General features: G+C 37.1%; 15 protein-coding genes and 1 pseudogene. 2 read left to right on the top strand and 14 right to left on the bottom strand.

Features of this window, described 5'->3' with window-relative positions; all coding sequences use genetic code 11:
- Window positions 1-195: 195 nt before the first annotated feature.
- The gene (locus ABM34_RS00850; RefSeq protein WP_048702506.1) at window positions 196-984 is read right to left on the bottom strand and encodes a Cof-type HAD-IIB family hydrolase; all 789 of its coding nucleotides are present in this window, start codon (window positions 982-984) and stop codon (window positions 196-198) included.
- 273 nt (window positions 985-1,257) lie between these two features.
- Between ABM34_RS00850 and ABM34_RS00845 the strand changes: the two are divergent.
- A pseudogene (locus tag ABM34_RS00845) lies at window positions 1,258-2,631 on the top strand (MATE family efflux transporter).
- Between the two features lie 42 nt (window positions 2,632-2,673).
- Here ABM34_RS00845 and ABM34_RS00840 read toward each other — a convergent pair.
- Window positions 2,674-3,711: an alpha/beta hydrolase fold domain-containing protein gene (locus tag ABM34_RS00840; RefSeq protein WP_048702505.1), complete on the bottom strand. Its 1,038-nt coding sequence runs from the start codon at window positions 3,709-3,711 to the stop codon at window positions 2,674-2,676.
- Window positions 3,712-4,706: 995 nt separating this feature from the next.
- Here ABM34_RS00840 and ABM34_RS00830 point away from each other — a divergent pair.
- The gene (locus ABM34_RS00830; protein ID WP_048702503.1) at window positions 4,707-6,650 is read left to right on the top strand and encodes a PTS sucrose transporter subunit IIABC; all 1,944 of its coding nucleotides are present in this window, start codon (window positions 4,707-4,709) and stop codon (window positions 6,648-6,650) included.
- A gap of 39 nt (window positions 6,651-6,689) precedes the next feature.
- Here the strand turns inward: ABM34_RS00830 and ABM34_RS00825 are convergent, their stop codons facing one another.
- The 12 genes from ABM34_RS00825 to hemC all read right to left on the bottom strand — a co-directional run bounded on the left by ABM34_RS00825 (window position 6,690) and on the right by hemC (window position 17,021).
- Complete coding sequence (locus ABM34_RS00825; protein ID WP_157023172.1) at window positions 6,690-8,210, bottom strand: ABC transporter permease/substrate-binding protein; 1,521 nt, start codon at window positions 8,208-8,210, stop codon at window positions 6,690-6,692.
- Window positions 8,203-9,156, bottom strand: coding sequence for an ABC transporter ATP-binding protein (locus tag ABM34_RS00820; RefSeq protein ID WP_048702502.1), 954 nt, complete (start codon window positions 9,154-9,156; stop codon window positions 8,203-8,205). The genes ABM34_RS00825 and ABM34_RS00820 overlap by 8 nt, the downstream gene beginning before the upstream one ends.
- Before the next feature lie 196 nt (window positions 9,157-9,352).
- Entirely contained in the window at window positions 9,353-9,922 is a 570-nt protein-coding gene (locus ABM34_RS00815; protein WP_048702501.1) for a cob(I)yrinic acid a,c-diamide adenosyltransferase, read from the bottom strand.
- A gap of 17 nt (window positions 9,923-9,939) precedes the next feature.
- Complete coding sequence (locus ABM34_RS00810; protein ID WP_048702500.1) at window positions 9,940-10,383, bottom strand: flavodoxin; 444 nt, start codon at window positions 10,381-10,383, stop codon at window positions 9,940-9,942.
- Window positions 10,376-11,083, bottom strand: coding sequence for a uroporphyrinogen-III synthase (locus ABM34_RS00805; RefSeq protein ID WP_048702499.1), 708 nt, complete (start codon window positions 11,081-11,083; stop codon window positions 10,376-10,378). Before ABM34_RS00805 ends, ABM34_RS00810 begins: the two co-directional genes overlap by 8 nt.
- Window positions 11,084-11,087: 4 nt before the next feature.
- Entirely contained in the window at window positions 11,088-11,690 is a 603-nt protein-coding gene (locus ABM34_RS00800) for a histidine phosphatase family protein (protein WP_048702498.1), read from the bottom strand.
- The gene (gene cobS, locus ABM34_RS00795; protein WP_048702497.1) at window positions 11,687-12,442 is read right to left on the bottom strand and encodes an adenosylcobinamide-GDP ribazoletransferase; all 756 of its coding nucleotides are present in this window, start codon (window positions 12,440-12,442) and stop codon (window positions 11,687-11,689) included. The genes ABM34_RS00800 and cobS overlap by 4 nt, the downstream gene beginning before the upstream one ends.
- Window positions 12,443-12,452: 10 nt before the next feature.
- Entirely contained in the window at window positions 12,453-13,043 is a 591-nt protein-coding gene (cobU, locus tag ABM34_RS00790) for a bifunctional adenosylcobinamide kinase/adenosylcobinamide-phosphate guanylyltransferase (RefSeq protein WP_048702496.1), read from the bottom strand.
- 1 nt (window position 13,044) lies between these two features.
- Entirely contained in the window at window positions 13,045-13,785 is a 741-nt protein-coding gene (locus ABM34_RS00785) for a hypothetical protein (RefSeq protein WP_048702495.1), read from the bottom strand.
- A gap of 9 nt (window positions 13,786-13,794) precedes the next feature.
- Window positions 13,795-15,084, bottom strand: a complete 1,290-nt coding sequence (gene hemL, locus ABM34_RS00780) for a glutamate-1-semialdehyde 2,1-aminomutase (RefSeq protein WP_048702494.1) — start codon at window positions 15,082-15,084, stop codon at window positions 13,795-13,797.
- Between the two features lie 15 nt (window positions 15,085-15,099).
- Window positions 15,100-16,083 (bottom strand): porphobilinogen synthase, encoded by a 984-nt coding sequence (gene hemB, locus ABM34_RS00775; protein WP_048702493.1) that lies wholly within the window; start codon window positions 16,081-16,083, stop codon window positions 15,100-15,102.
- Window positions 16,083-17,021, bottom strand: coding sequence for a hydroxymethylbilane synthase (gene hemC, locus ABM34_RS00770; protein ID WP_048702492.1), 939 nt, complete (start codon window positions 17,019-17,021; stop codon window positions 16,083-16,085). The genes hemB and hemC overlap by 1 nt, the downstream gene beginning before the upstream one ends.
- Window positions 17,022-17,029 lie beyond the last annotated feature (8 nt).

The following is a 17,029-nucleotide window of genomic DNA, read 5'->3' as shown; positions in this document are numbered from 1 at the left end:
ACAAAGCTGCGGGGTGTTACGCACCCACTTTAGTTGTGCTAAACATGCTGTAACGCTTTGCTTTAGTTTTGCTTAAACGCGCAAATTGACATTGAAGACTGCACACAAGGCTGAAAAGACTGCGGGGGGATTTCGCCCCCTCCGTCTTTTCTGTCTTGTGCTCCGTCTTCAGGGCATGTCAATTTGCGCTCTGCTTTATATTAATTTCAACTCTCTCAACTCGAAATAAACTCCGCTGTGATTATTGTCTTCTTTTGTGATATACTTTGCGTTTGATTTTGCTACTGTTAGTCCATTTCTCATTGCTACTGGATTATCTACTTCTTTGAACATTGGGATGTCGTTGTTTCCATCTCCGAAGGCGTATGTTGGTAGACCTTCTAGGCCTGCGTGTTTGATTAGGCTTCTTATTCCGGCCGCTTTTGAGACTCCATTTAATACTACGTCTAAGCCTCTGGGATTATTTCGGTAAAAGGTTAAATCACTGCCGAATATTTCTTCGTATTTGGCTTGATGATCATTTTCACCTACTGGTGTATATACGAACGTAAAGTTTATTACATTATTTTTATAAAAATCTGGGTCGATTACTTCTTTTAGACCTAAAGCTTTATAATTGTCGGTTACCATCTGATTGCCACCTGTTACTGCACAACCTACGTTGTTGTAAAATGCTACTTCTTCATTAAAGTGGCTAGCAAATTGGACGATATTAGCGTTTATTTTTTGTGGGATTTCTTGGACATCGATTGCTTTTCCTTCGTAAACTACATAACTTCCGTTTGCGGTAATAAAGGAGTCAAACTTTCCTTTGTCGATTAAATCCTGAATTTCAAATTGATTTCTGCCTGTATCAATGACAGGCAAATAGTCATTTTCCCTGAGTAGGTCTAACGATAGCAAATTTCGATCAGATACATTTTTATCGTCGTCAAACAAAGTTCCATCTAAATCAAAAAAGACGACTCCCTTATAGCTTTTCATAATGTCATCCCTTTCTGATTAGGTTAAATGATTTGTGTTTGTGATAATTTAAAAAAATTATCCCATTCCCCTGCTTATGTTTTAGCATGAATCGGGACAAATTTCACTATTAACGCTCCCTTTAACCTTAACAGATATTTTTCTTAAAATCTTGATAATTAAAATAAATATTTTTAATTTCTTGTCTTAATTCTATTATTCAATACAATTTACAGCAAGTTTCATCAAACTAGTGTTAAAATATTCGAATGAAAAATGAAAGGAGGCTAGTCGATGATTGATCTAACAACTGGAAGACCTATGAAAGCTATCTTTTTATATACGATTCCGCTATTATTAGGAAATTTCTTCCAACAGTTTTACAGTTTCATTGATACATTAATTGTTGGTAAAACAATTAGTGTTGATGCTTTGGCTGCTGTCGGTGCCACCGGTGGACTGACTGCACTGGTAATTTGATTTGCACAAGGTATAACCAGTGGGCTGGCGATTTTGACCGCGCAAAGATACGGTGCTGGTGATATGCAAGGCGTTCGGAAAAGTTTTGCTTCTGGTATCATTATTTACCTTGGTATTACTGTAGTTTTCACGGTAATCGCCGTAATAATCGCCTATCCATTACTTGTAGTTATGCAAACACCCAAGGAATTGATACATGATTCATTCATTTTCCTTGAAATGATTTTTGCCGGAATATTCTCATTTGTTGGTTTCGACTTTTTAGGAAATACAATGCGTGCACTAGGAAATACTCGTGTTCCACTGTTCTTCTTAATCGTAAGCACTATCTTAAATATTGTGTTAGAACTTATTTTTATTTTAGTATTCCACATGGGCGTCGCCGGTGCTGGTTTAGCTACTGTTACCGCACAAACAATTACTCTAATTACTTTATATGTATATATTCGTGCTAAAATACCATATTTGATTTTGAGTCGAAATGACTTTGTGATTGATAAAGCTGAAATCAAGCACTTACTCGGTATTAGTATGCCAATGGGATTTCAATCATCGATTATTGCTATCGGTGCTATCATCCTCCAATTCATGCTAAATACTTTAGGTGCATCAGCAGTTGCAGCTTACACAGTCGCAGGTAGAATTGAACAGATTGCTACACTTCCTGCCATGAGTTTCGGTATCTCGTTGGTAAACTACACTGCCCAAAATCTTGGAGCAAAAAAATATTCAAGGATTCTCAAAGGTGTCAAAGATGGAATAGTTTTATCCGTTGGATCGAGTGCCACAATTGGTATCTTACTTGTCTTCTTTGGAAAAGATATTTCCAAACTATTCATGAGTGGTTACCAACCAAAGATTCTTAACTTAGTTCAAACATATTTCAACTTCAACGGAACAATGTATTTTGTACTATCAATTCTCTTTATCGTCAGATATACATTGCAAGGATTGGGTAATCAAAAGGCCCCAACCATTGCAGGTATTGCTGAATTGATTATGCGTATCTTCGCTAGTGTTGTTCTTATTAAAGCATTCGGATTCTTAGGAGCAGCAATGGCCAACCCTCTTGCTTGGATTGGTTCAACATTAGTTCTTGTTGGAACATGGAACTTAACTATGAAAGAATTGCGTAAACAAAGAACTCAATTGCACGACAGAGTTGAAGAAATTGAAGCTAAAAATTAAATGTACACAAAGAGAGATTGGATAAAATTCCAATCTCTTTTTTTATGCATGCAAAACGGCTTCCTTTAAAGCATCTTCACTAGCGGCAGATTTACCAATTAAGTTCAAGAAAGCATGTCCCATTCCACCGTATCTAATGAAAGTAACATCTCCACCAGCAGTTCCAACCTCTTCAGCAAATGATTCAGCTTGAAGTCTGAATGGATCAAACTCACCAATTAGAATTGTTACTCGCTTGAATAAAGTCGGATCCGCATATAATGGCGAAATAATTGGCGAATGCAAATTAACATCTCTACCATTCAAATAAAATCCTGTCATGATTCTATCAAGTTGCTTAAATTGCACATAATTAGCATGCAAATATTTTCGCTCACTAGGAATAATTGAAATTTTTTTGTCATCCCAGAGTGGTCCTTCAAGATTGGAACCATGAATTACAGTCGGATAAAATAAGATATGATTATCAATATCACAGACACCCAACTCATGAGCTAATTGACTGACACCAAGCGCAATTGAAGCACCGGCCGAATCCCCAGCAATAGTGATATTATCATTATCCCTAGTGACATCTGCAACCACAGCCAAACAATCAAGAATTGAAGAAGGAAATGGATGCTCAGGACAACGACCATAATCAACACTATAAATGATACCGTCAAAAGTTTTAGCCATAATTCTAAGCGGAATCTCAGTATCCTCAGCGTTTCCACCGTAATAAGCACCACCATGGACATAAACTAAAATTTTATTCGAATCTTCATTACCCTTTTTGAAAATTTTTAAGTAATGAACGGCCCGACCCATTTCCCGAGTTTCTTCATCGGTAACTTCAATATCATCAAAGTTAATTTGAGCATCGATATCAGCATGTGAACCAGCACGTAAACTCTTCAAATCCTTCGACATAACCGGGTTATCGCCCAGCTTTTTAACACTTTGAAGAACATTTGGATCATAAGTATGTGCATCCAAACGATCTTTGACAATGATTTTCACTCCATTGATATGTGGTATGTCTACGGGACCAATTTTATGAAGACGATGCAGTTCGGTTGAGTATTCGGTATCTAGCATGTTCATCTCTCCTTTTGTTGATATCTCAATTTAATTATTTATTTATTACTTTGAACAATTTCAATTATATTGTGATTTTGAGATGTATGCGGGTTAACAATCCTAAAGAAATTTGGTCAAAAATGAGTTGGTTTTAGTAGATGGTTCACTTCCGCCTTCCGGTAAAGTTCGGCGGGGGCCGTGGTCGCTGTGAACACGATTCCGAGCTTTTTCACGGACCGAAAAATCTCGGAACTCGGTTTTCATGTAAGCCTGCCCTTTGGCAGGCAAACATGAACGCCACGGCTCGGGCCCCCGCCGAACTTTACCTCCAGGCTGGATCTGAGGCTAACTCATTTTCTTGTATGGAAAACAAGCACCATTTGCTTTTTGAAGTTACTTTTAAATAGTAAATTCAAAGACAAAAACGGTGTTTCACTGATATCTTACAAATTATCAAGATGATTTAAATGGATTATTGGAGTGAACTGGTTTACCAACTTAGCACGAAGTGCGGCAGTGAACCTCACCACACACAAGAAGAAGATTTTTGATCCTCCCCAGTTCGCAGGTCAAGTGCTCTGGGGGGGCAGCCGTGGCGTTTGTCTTTGATTGCCATCGGGCAATCTTAGACAAAATGCGAGTCTTTAGATTTTTCGGGTTGTGACATCCTTATTGTTCGTAGGCGTAGCCAACTTTATGACTGTTGCGCATGAGCTTTAGCTCATACGTTCCCTTAAATCGCATCACAGCGTTCCCATCCTCCCAGAGAACTTGACCGGAGAACGACAGTGAACATCAAAAAACTGCATCCTATACTAAAAAATTCTTTGATTTCCAATCATTAAACCTGTAAATAAAATAAAAAAGTAATACGATAAAATAAGAGTAAAAAAACAATACAATTTTAGAAAGATAAATTAATTAACTGTGACAAAAAACTATCAAATTAATTTGATATTATTAATTTAATTGATAACAGTATTAATTATTTTCATTAATTAGGGAGGTTGACTATGGACTATAGCAAAGTTGCTGACACGATTATTTCTGCTATTGGCAAGAATAACTTTGTTGCCGCATCCCACTGTGCCACTAGATTACGTCTTATTGTCCAAGATGTATCTAAAATTAATCAAGAAAAACTGGACGCATGTCCGGATATTAAGGGAACTGTTTATATTGATGGCCAATATCAAATCATTATTGGTCCGGGACGGGTTGAGCAAGTTTATAGTCAGCTCATCAAAAAGACTCATCTAAAGGAAATGTCTCCAGATGAGATCAAAGAAATTAAGGTTGATAATAAAAAACCAAATATTATTGTTTCGTTTACTAAGTTAATGGCAGATATTTTTATTCCACTCATTCCTGCTATCGTTTCTGGTGGTTTACTACTTTCACTATTTACATTATTGACCGTACGTAACTTATTTGGTGCTAATTCTGTTGTCGACACTTTTCCGCAAATCAAGGGAATTGTTGGTTACATGCAATTAATTGGTATGACCCCTTATGTTTTCCTACCTGCACTGGTTGGATTTACTGCTACCAAGCGATTTGGTGGTAGTGCTTATATTGGTGCCATTATTGGTATGGCGATGATTATGCCGCATCTCTTGAACGGATCTGATTTAACCATGTTCATGAGTTCTGGTAAAATGACTTATTCAAATTTACTAGGCTCGTCATTTAAGCAAGTTGAATATCAAGGTCAAGTCTTTCCAGCAATCGTTATTTCCTGGGTTGCTGCTAATGCTGAAAAACTTCTAAAGAAAATTATGCCGAACTCAATGAATTATATTTTTACACCTATGATTACAATTTTTGTTGTTGGTGCTATTGCTTTCGCGGCTGTTGGTCCACTTATTACCAATCTATCTAACATCATTTTGCAAGGTGCCGTTGCAGTTTATAACTTCTCAGGATTTATTGGATCAGCAATACTCGGAATACTATATCCATTACTTGTAATCACCGGACTCCAGCAAAGTTTGCCAGCGATTGAAACTCAGATTTTATCCAATGCTAATCTAGGTGGTGACTTTATTTTCCCTATCGTCACAATTGCAAACTTGGCTCAAGCTGGTGCTTGTCTTTCAGTTCTATTCCTTTCCAAAAGTAAGAAACAACGTGGAGTTGCCACATCGTCTGGAATCTCCGCTTTAATGGGCATTACCGAACCTGCCATCTTCGGTGTTAATTTAAAGATGCGCTACCCCTTCTATTGCGGAATGATTGCCTCTGGTATTGCAGGTATCTTTATAGGATTAAATGACGTTGTCGGTAATACACTAGGTGTTACTGGAATTATTGGTTTCTTGTCAGTACCAACTGATTCGTATATTCCATTCATTCTATGTAGTTTATTCAGTATGGTACTTGGATTTGCAATTACCCTTATTTACGGAAAAATAACTGAATTAAGTAAAAAAGACGAATTGCACAAAGTTTCAAATGCCATGCTTGGTGCTCAAACTATTATCACACCAGTATCTGGTAATGTTATCTCACTGTCAGATACAAATGACGATGTCTTCTCAGCTGAGTTAATGGGTAAAGGAGCTGCAATTGAACCTACTGACGGTAATGTCTATGCTGTCGCTGATGGTACTGTAACAGTTGCCTACCCTACAAAACACGCTTACGGTATGAAAACAAAAGCTGGTGCCGAGGTGCTCATTCACATTGGTATCAATACTGTTAACTTAAAAGGTAAGTATTTCACTTCAAATGTTAAGCAAGGTGACATCGTCAAAAAGGGTGACGTTCTAGGAACATTTGATGTCGATGAAATTAAGTCAGCTGGATATGATCCAACTGTTATGCTTGTCATTACCAATACAAATGAATTTTCAGACATAGTTAAAATTGCTACCAAAGTTTCCAAAGGCGACAAGATCCTGGAGCTCACACCTCCAGATACAGCAGTTGCTGGACAACTTGTCGAACAATCTTAAGACACGCAAAAAGCGATACCCTTTCGGATATCACTTTTTTTATTTGTCTAATAATTTATGCTCAACTAAATAATCATGTGCAACTGTTTTAGCTTTCTTGTGTTGGAAAGTTACTTGGTAATTCATTTTCTGCATATCTTTAGTCGAAATCTTACCTGATAACTTATCCAAAGCTTTCTTCATATCTGGGTGTTCTTTTAGTGCTTTATTACGTACTAGGGGTGCTCCTTGATATGGTGGGAAGAAATGTTTATCGTCTTGAAGTACGACTAAATGATACTTCTGAACTTGTGGATCAGTTGTGTAACCATCTACCAAGTTGACTTTGCCTGAGGCGATTGCCTTATAACGAATACTTGGTTGCATGGTATTAGTATCGGCAAAATCAATATTGTACTGTTTCTTGATCCCCGGATAACCATCTTTTTGGTTGAAAAAGTCGATATCAAATCCAGCTTTTACTTGATCCTGGACAGCTCTCAAGTCAGAAATCTTCTTGAGATTATACTTCTTGGCAAAATCTTTTGAGACAACTAGTGCATAACCATTTTGATACTTCATTGGTGATAAGTAATCTAGGTTATCCTGCTGCTTTAGCATTGTTTTACCTTGCTGATAAATCTTGGTTGGATTCTTGCCATAATTTTGAGCTTTGACCAGTGTCTCCATGACAGTACCAGTAAATTCTGGATAAACATCGATTTGACCAGCTTTTAACGCCTTATATAAGAAATTAGTAGTACCAAAGTTAGCCTTCAATTCAACTTTTTGCTTGGGATTTTCTTGTTGAATCAAGTCTTTATACATGTTGATTAAAATCTCTGGTTCACTACCCATTTTACCTGCAATGGTAATTGTAGATAGTGGTTTACTAACTGAGGAATAAATCCCCCAGCCACCAAAAAGCACTAGCAAAGTGGCAAAGACGTACATAATTTTTTTAAATGATAATTTACCAATGAACCGAATTAATGCAGAGAAAATCAATGCTAATGCTGCTGACAAAACAGCACCAATTATTAGTAAGGCATTGTTGTTGGTTTCAATTCCCAATAAGATATATGTACCTAGACCGCCGGCACCAATTAAAGCTGCAAGAGTTGCCGTACCAATAATCATGACCATGGCAATTCTCAATCCTGAAACAATTAGTGGCATTGCTAAAGGCAATTCAATTCTTGTCAGTCTTCGATATTTCGACAAACCAAATGCATAGGCTGCCTCTTCTAAACTTGGATCAATCGAGGTGAAACCAGTGTAAGTATTTTGGAAAATCGGCATAACCGCGTAGACAACTAATGCAATTACTGCAGGAACTGTTCCGATACCTACAAACGGAATCAAAATTCCTAACAGTGCCAAACTGGGAATCGTCTGAAAAATACTAGTAATTTGTAATACTACTTCAGCTACCTTTTTGTATCTTCTCAAATATATTGCTAAAGGAATCGCTATTACAGCAGCAATTAATAATGAGATCAGTGAGATACTTAAATGTTGCCCAACTGAATTCAAGATATCTTGGTGCTGTGTTTTGAGGATATTCATCAAATTATTCAACGGCAGCCTCCTTGTTCTCGATGAAATCTAAGACATCATCGAGCTTGAGGATATAGTTTGCATCGTGAAATTCGACTGTCACTCTTTCATGCTTTCGCAAAGTAGCAATTAGTTCCGGTATTTCAGAGTCAAATTCGACTCTCGTTGCATTGCTAGGATTGTCCACCTTTTGACCATAACCTTGAATAATAATTTTACCCACAGTGGCAACCTCTTGATCTTGCACTTTTTCAAAAAAGCTTTCGACAAATTCATTGGCTGGTTTGTTCATTATTTCTTCTTGAGTCCCAACCTGCTGTAATTCACCATCTTTGATCACGGCAATTCTAGAACCTAGTCGCAATGCCTCTCTCATATCATGAGTAACGAAAACAATCGTCATATTGTAGTCAGCTTTCGAATGTAAATCCAAAAGGATGTCCTGCAATTGAGTTCTTGAAATTGGATCAAGTGCACTGAACGCTTCGTCCATTAAGATAATGTTTGGATTCGTGGCAAGTGCTCTAACAATACCAACCCGCTGCTGTTCGCCACCAGACAATTCATCTGGCATTCTAGTTGCGTATAAATCCGGATCCAAGCCAACTTGATTCAATAAATCTCTGGCACGAGCAATACGTTTTTCCTTAGGAACTTTCAATTCCTCCAGCTGAATGCCAATATTTTCTTGAATATTTAAGTTTGGAAATAGTGCAATGTTCTGTAATACATAGCCCATTCCTAAACGTAATTGTTGTAAGTCATAGTCGTTTATATTCTTACCATCGATTTCAATTTTCCCCGAAGTCGGTTTAATCAATTGATTTATCATTTTGACAGAAGTAGTTTTTCCACTACCACTGGGACCGACAAGCACGAAAAGCTCGCCGGCGTTGATGGTCAAGTCTAAGTCTTTCAAGACTGTCTGATCACCGTATACCTTAGTGACATCCTCGAATTTAATCATTTTAATCCCCTCAGAATTAATTGATACCTGAAACGAATATTTAATAAAGTAAATTAATAGTAACATACTGGTTTATCAGATTCATTTATAGACTCTTGAAATGTCAATCCATATTAGACTATAACTTCTATGACTCTGTTACGAGCTGACTAATAAAAAAGGAAACAAGCTAATTATGCCTTTCTCCTTTTGATTCTTATCTGAATACTGGTTTACTGTTACGATATTGAATATCTTCGACACCATCTAATACATTGGCGTATCTAGCAGCGGCAAAGAAGTAATCTGACAGTCTATTGATAAATTTCAAGACATAATCGTTAATAGGTTCGTCTTGAATCAATGAAACAATTTGTCTTTCAGCTCTTCTAGTTACAGTTCTTGTGTAGTGCAATGATGAAGCTGTTTTCGATCCACCAGGTAGAATGAACTTCTGCGTCTTGGGTACTTTTTCGGTATATTCATCGATTTTCTTTTCCAACCAATCAACATATTTGTGATCTTCTGTAAAAATAAATTCATGCTTTGTATCATTTTGTGAAATGGCTAAGTCAGTTCCACAGTCAAATAACAATTGTTGAATCTCAGTTAGTTCTTCAGCAAATACCTTTGTTTTATCACTTAAATTGGCGATATCCATACCAACTAGTGAGTTCAATTCATCAACTGAACCATAGGCAGTAACACGTTTGTCAGATTTAAACATGACGTCGTTTCCGATAATTCTAGTCTTACCTTTATCACCAGTTCTTGTATATATTTTCATTGATTTGCCTCGCAATATTATAATTTTGTTGATATTTCTTTCGCTACTTTAGCAATATTCATAATATCATACTCATCAGGTTCTAACTCAATTTTAAGACAATCGGTTGCTAACTTTGCACCCGTGGAAGCAAATTGTTTGTCGAATTTATCAACGGCAACATTATAAAACTTTCCATAGTATGTATCTCCAGACCCTAGGACGGTATAATATTTTCCGGTCAAATCTGTATCTGCTAGGTCTTCAAAAAAGTCCATTCCCTCTTCAGGCAATGCACCTTCATCATAGGTATATACACAGACAATACAAATATCATAATCTTGAAAATCAGATGGATCAGTCTGGCTCATCTCCGTTTCCACAGCATCGACTCCGAGTTCATCAAGCTGATCAGCCAAAATGTCGGCGACCATTTGATTATTTCCTGTAATTGTTGCATAAACGATCAGTGCTTTAGCCATTTATATTACCCTCCCTAGTCATTTTCAAGACAACCTGTTTCAAGACATTACGTTCGTGAGCAGGAGCGTACGCATCAAATCCTAGACTTTGCATCACCTTTTGAGTAGATGGTCCTAAAGTGTAGTATTTAGCAGACATAAATTGCATCGGGATAATTTCTTCGATTTCTTCAAAACGATAAAATGCCGAAGGACTCGTTATCAAAACCTTTGTAAAATCAGAACTACCAATTTTTCTTAGTGCTTTATCACGGTCCACATCTGTCCAAACATTTTTATATGCAAGAATATTATTAACATGCGCATTAACAAACAAATCAGCAGCAAGGTTACTTTTTAAAAATACAAGTTCGTTTTGACTGGTGAATTCATCGTCAAGCTTCTTAATTAATGATTGCCTATTTTCTACGTCAGAAATAATTAGGTTAGTAAAATGAAAGCTTCTTAACAGTTTAGCTGCTTTATCGCTCAGCACCGCAACTCGCTTATCGGTCGATATATCAGATTTTAACAATGCTTGTATTGCCAACATACTGGTGACAACGATGCAATCGGACTGGTCAATAGTTTTGTAGTCCGACTTGGTCCATTGTTGATACTCTATACGCTTCAATGGCAAAAAAAGCGGACTCCATTTATCGAGACCCGCTAACATTTGTTCATCAAATTTGTCTTCTGGATAAGTAATCAATGTTGCCATTAAATCACCCTACATTTCTTTGAATTAGCTTAAAATTTTGTCCGTCATCACTACTGAATTCGGTGTAATATCCGGCATCAAAGTGAATATTCCAAAATTCATGAGTGTCATTCAATAAGTATTGGTCAATCACTCGCAAGACACCGAGATGAGCAACCACTAAAATAGTTTGATAATCATTTTTAATACTATCATCAATAATTTGATTAATAGCTTTTTTTACATGATCAGAAAACTGATAAAAGTCCTGAGCTTCAGGTGGAATATAGTCAAAAGGTTGATTCAACCACTTCTGCCATTCGATCGGATAGGCCGCCTCTATCTCATTAGCATCTAGACCCTCCCATTTACCAAAACCTTTTTCGTTTAGATCAGGGAGTTGAATTACCTGAGTGTTCCCTGACAGACATGGTTTGATAGTTTGGAGTGTGCGAATTAAGCCACTGCAATATCCAATATCAAATTGCCACTTATTATTTTTTAACGTTGACGCCAAGTGATTAGCTTGATAAAGACCTTTTTGGTCAAGTTTTACATCGGAAGTTCCATAAAACTTTTTTTGTAAATTCCACTCTGTTTCACCGTGTCTAGCTAAAACTAATTTCATAGTTTTACCACCGCGGCGAAGATTATTAGAAATATTGCTTGGCAGATGCTGGCATAGGCACCTAAAGTGTCACCTGTGAATCCACCTAATTGCTTGTTGATCCAATGTTTATACACCAGTACGAATAATGCAGCCGCTACATATGCTATTAAGCCTTTCCAATTAAGGGCTAGAAAAATAACAATAACTGCAAAAATTTGACTACCAATAGCACGCCATGGAGCGATTTCTCCCCAACTTTTTAACAGGCCCTTTTCTTTCTTAGAATTAGTAATTCTAAGAAAGATAAGTGAAATACCAGTCTTGGTATTCATAATTGTGATTGCCGCGAGAAAGACATTTTGCAAAACACTTAAATGACCACTTATAAAATAAGTTGTGCCTATCATGATGAGATAATAATAAATTAATGCTAATGCACCCATCGTACCCAAACGACTGTCTTTCATTATTTCGTACATTTTTTCTTTGTTGCGAGAACTGAACATCCCATCAGCGGTGTCAGCTAAGGCATCAAGATGAAATCCACCAGTAATCATTCCATCAATAACTAAGAGAAATATCCAGCAAAGCCATGTTGGGAAAGCAAAGCTTAATCCCCAGAATACCAATGCTTCTAAGGCTCCTAATATTAGTCCGAAAAGCGTTAAGTATTGAATTCCCTTGTTAAATTTTTCTTGAGGTTCATCAATCGGTACAGGAATTGGAATTCGAGTAAAAAATTGTCCATATAAAATCAACGATGTTATCAAAGCCTTACCTCTACTTAATTTTTTTCGGAATACCACTGACAACAAACCAAACTTCATCTGCACAACTGGCAATTAGTTTGTTGGCATCTCCATAAATATCTCGTAATACACGTGATAGCTTGTTTGCAGGAACTATCCCTAACCCTACTTCATTAGTTACAACAACTAACGTCTTGTTGCGACGGCTATTAATTTCAATGATATTGTTCCACTGTTGCATGATAAGGCCGGAAACAATATCTATGTCTTTACTAGTCATATTTTCTACATAATCATCAAAATCCTTTGGATGATCCTCAACTTGAAGATTCACCCAGTCGAAAAATAAATTAGTAATCATATTGGTTGCATCGTCCAACAAAAAATATTCAATTTTCGAATTATCCATATAATGAGCAATGTGATGATATCTTTCTTCGGTTGTCCAAATATCAGAACGACGCTCTTGATGCCTGTGAATTCTGTCAGTCATTTCAGCATCAGAAAGATTGACCATTCCAGTTGCTATGTAACAAACTTCTTGATCACGACTATATAAATTTTCGGCAAACTCTGATTTGCCACTTCGAGAGCCACCGGTAACCATAATTAAATGTTCCATATTATTTCCTCAACCATGCGACATGTTTCAAATCTGGATTGAAACTAGAAAAACTTTTTTCAAGTGACTCATCGACAGCAACTAATAAAACTGTCGACGGACCGGCAGTCTTATTTATTTCGTCATGATCTATGTGTGAATCCAGTTCGAGCTTTGAATCATGAGTTTCAGTTAACACGCCAAGCTCATATTCGATTCCCTTTGACCCTACTGGAATCATATCTACTACGGAATTATTCTTTCTCAAATCAATGGCATCTCTAACTGGAAAAATTGAATGTAGATTAGCTAATACTTCATTACCCATATATGGATTTCCCAATTGAAATACCGAAAGATTTTTAAATGTTGATGGACTCTTATGACGAGCACGGCCAACCACGGTCACACTCACACTAGTCATTTGAATATCGAGGTTATCTTCTGTACTACCATTTATCGCAATATCAGGAAAGCCCATTTCAACCATGTCTTTTTTCATCTGAGCAATAATTCTCTTCCCAGTCGGATTGTATTCAACACTCAATGTGTCGACAACTGTCATAGGTTCGGCTCCATATGAAATCAGTTCCAGCATAGCTGTTCGTAACGTTAGTGAGACTGATATTTCTGGTGAACATTTGACGATGTCATATTCACGATTACCAAATCCAGCGCTGACATCACAGCTTACTACGATATCTTCTTGATCAGAAATAGGTGTAATAGTTAAATCTCGATATTGATGGCTTATTGTGGTCATAATTCCCTCTTATTTTTGGACATTAGCAAAAGCATCACTGAACACTTCAATTGTTTTATCAATATCAGCATCAGTATGTTTTGTTGAAATAAAGCTTGTTTCATAAGGTGATGGTGCAAGGTAAATTCCACGTTTAATGACATATTGGAAAAATCTTGTGAAGTACTCTTTGTCAGACTTTTGTACATCATCAAAGTTTTCAACTGGACCATTATTGAAGAAGTAGCCCCACATTGTACCGCGGTGGCGAATTGTAAATGGAACTCCATTTTTGTCTGCGGCTGCTTTAAGAGCCGTACATAATCTGTCTAATTTTGCTGACATGTCAGCGTATTTTTCTTCATTGAGTTGTTCCAAAGTCTTGATACCAGCCATCATAGCTAATGGGTTACCTGATAATGTTCCTGCGTGGTAAACCTTGCCATCAGGAGTAATATTCTTCATGATTTCACGTTTTCCCCCAAAAGTTCCAACTGGTAGTCCACCACCAATAACTTTCCCTAAAGTAGTCAAGTCTGGAGTGATGCCATACAAGTGTTGTGCACCCTTCATGTCACATCTGAATCCACTCATAACTTCATCAAAGATTAGCACTGAGCCATAATCTTCAGTCAATTTACGTAGTGTCTTCAAGAATGATTCGTGACCAGGAACAAATCCCATATTACCGGCAACTGGCTCAACGATAACACCAGCAATTTCGTCACCATGACGTTTGAATAAGTCTGTAATAGCGGCTTCATCATTATATGGAACTGTATATGTTTCGAGAGCAACGTTCTTTGGTACACCAGGAGAAGTATTGATATCAAATGTAGCCATACCAGAACCGGCATCAACTAGTAATGAGTCAGAGTGACCATGATAACAACCGATAAATTTAACAATTTTGTCGCGCTTAGTGTATCCACGAGCAAGTCGAACTGCACTCATAGTGGCTTCAGTACCTGAAGAAACCATGCGCATCATTTCCATTGAAGGAACAAATTTTTGAACTAACTTAGCAATCTTTGTTTCCAATAATGTTGGAGCTCCAAAACTTGTTCCTTTGTCGATTGTATCTTTCAATGCAGCAATAACTGTATCGTCAGCGTGTCCAAGAATTAATGGTCCCCATGACAAAACATAATCAATGTATGAATTTCCATCGATGTCATAGAGATTTTGATTTTTACCTCGTTCGATAAAAATTGGATCCATGTCAACGTTCTTATATGCACGGACTGGACTATTAACCCCACCTGGCATTAATTTAACAGCTTCTTTGTAAGCTGCAATTGAATTTTCAAAACTAGTCATTATTATCCCCCAAAATTATTTTTGATTATCTAAGTAGTTAGCAAAGTCTTTTGCAAAGTAAGTGATGATTAAATCAGCACCGGCACGTTTCATTGAAGTTAGTGTTTCATAAACGACACTTTGTTCATCAATCCAACCATTTTGTGCAGCAGCCTTAATCATTGAGTATTCACCTGAAACGTTGTAAGCAACTAATGGTAACTTAGTTTGATCTTTAACTTCACGCATAACATCCAAAAATGCCATTGAAGGTTTAACCATTACAAAGTCAGCACCTTCATTTTCGTCACTAATTGTTTCACGCATAGCATCCAAGCGATTAGCAGGATCCATTTGGTATGACTTTCTGTCACCAAATTTAGGTGAGGAATTTGCGGCATCACGGAATGGGCCATAGAAACTTGAAGCATATTTAACAGCGTATGACATGATAGGAACATTAATTAGGTTTTCGTTATCTAGTCCTTCACGAATTGCAGCAACATATCCATCCATTGCATTTGATGGTGCAATAATGTCAGCACCAGCTTTAGCTTGACTAACAGCAGTTCTAGCAATGTACTTGAGAGATTCATCATTTTGGACATATCCATCGCGGACAATTCCACAGTGACCTGTTGATGTATATTCACACATACAGCAGTCAGCAATGACAATTAAATCGGGATAATTTTTCTTAATTAGACGTGTAGCTTGTTGAACGATACCATCGTCACTCCAAGCACCAGTTCCGAATTCATCCTTATCTTCATCTTTTGGAAGACCAAACAAGATGATTGCTTGAATTCCATCATCAACAATTTCCTTGATTTCATCTAAGACCGAATCCATACCAAAGTGGAATACTCCTGGCATTGATGAAATTTCAGTTTTGCCATTCAATCCATCTTCAATAAATACAGGTTGAATCAAATCAGTTTTTAAAACATGAGTTTCTCTTACCAAATCACGCATAGCAGCGCTTGTTCTTAGACGACGGTGACGATCAAATTTAATCATTAGTTATTACTTCCTTCTATTTCTTTAATAATTTTTGTTGCCCCACTATTCAGCAATTCCTGTGCAACTTCATTGCCTAAATCGTTACTCTCAGAAACTGGCTTTGTAGCAGTCGTTTCATACCATTCAGATCCATCATAAGATGAAATCATTGCATGTAAGGTGACGTTTGAACCATCGACATGCGCATAACTTCCAACTGGGAAATTACAACTTCCACCAAAGGCTGCCAAAAGTTGTCGTTCCAACTTAACTGATAATCTCGTGTCAACATCATCAATGGATTTAATAATGCCATTTATCACTTCATCATCAGCTCGGGATTCTAACGCCAAAGCACCTTGCCCAGATGCAGGTAATATTTGGTCATGCAAGCTGAATGTATGATGACTACCAATATCAACTTGCAAACGGTTCTTACCGGCCTCAGCAACTATGACACCAAACAGATTAAGCTCATCAATTTTACGGATTCGTGTGTCTAAGTTTCCTCGAATTGGAACAACTTCAATATCAGACCTCAGATGATGGAGTTGAGCTGTCCTGCGTATACTGCTTGTGCCAATCTTGGCGCCCTTAGGAATATCTGCGATTGAGTGAAGTTCTTTTGTTGTAATCAAACAATCAAATGGAGAATCACGTTTAGGAATTCCCGATAATAACAAGCCTTCAGGAGTAGTTGGTAACAAGTCTTTTAAACTATGAACCGCAATATCAATTTTTCCATCAATCAATGATTGCTCAATTTCTTTAACGAACAAACCTTTTCCACCAATCATTTTAATATCAGTGGAATAATTTTTATCCCCTTCAGTCGTGATGTAGCACAATTCAAACTGTTTATCGGGATATTTTTTTTGCAACATGTTGATTACTAATTTTGTCTGACAAACTGCTAGCTTACTTTTGCGGGTTCCAACTTTTATTGTGTTTTCCAAAGCATTCT

The sequence above is a fragment of the Companilactobacillus ginsenosidimutans genome (assembly GCF_001050475.1).
Classification (GTDB): Bacteria; Bacillota; Bacilli; order Lactobacillales; family Lactobacillaceae; genus Companilactobacillus; species Companilactobacillus ginsenosidimutans.
This window is presented reverse-complemented; position numbering and strand designations above follow the sequence as displayed.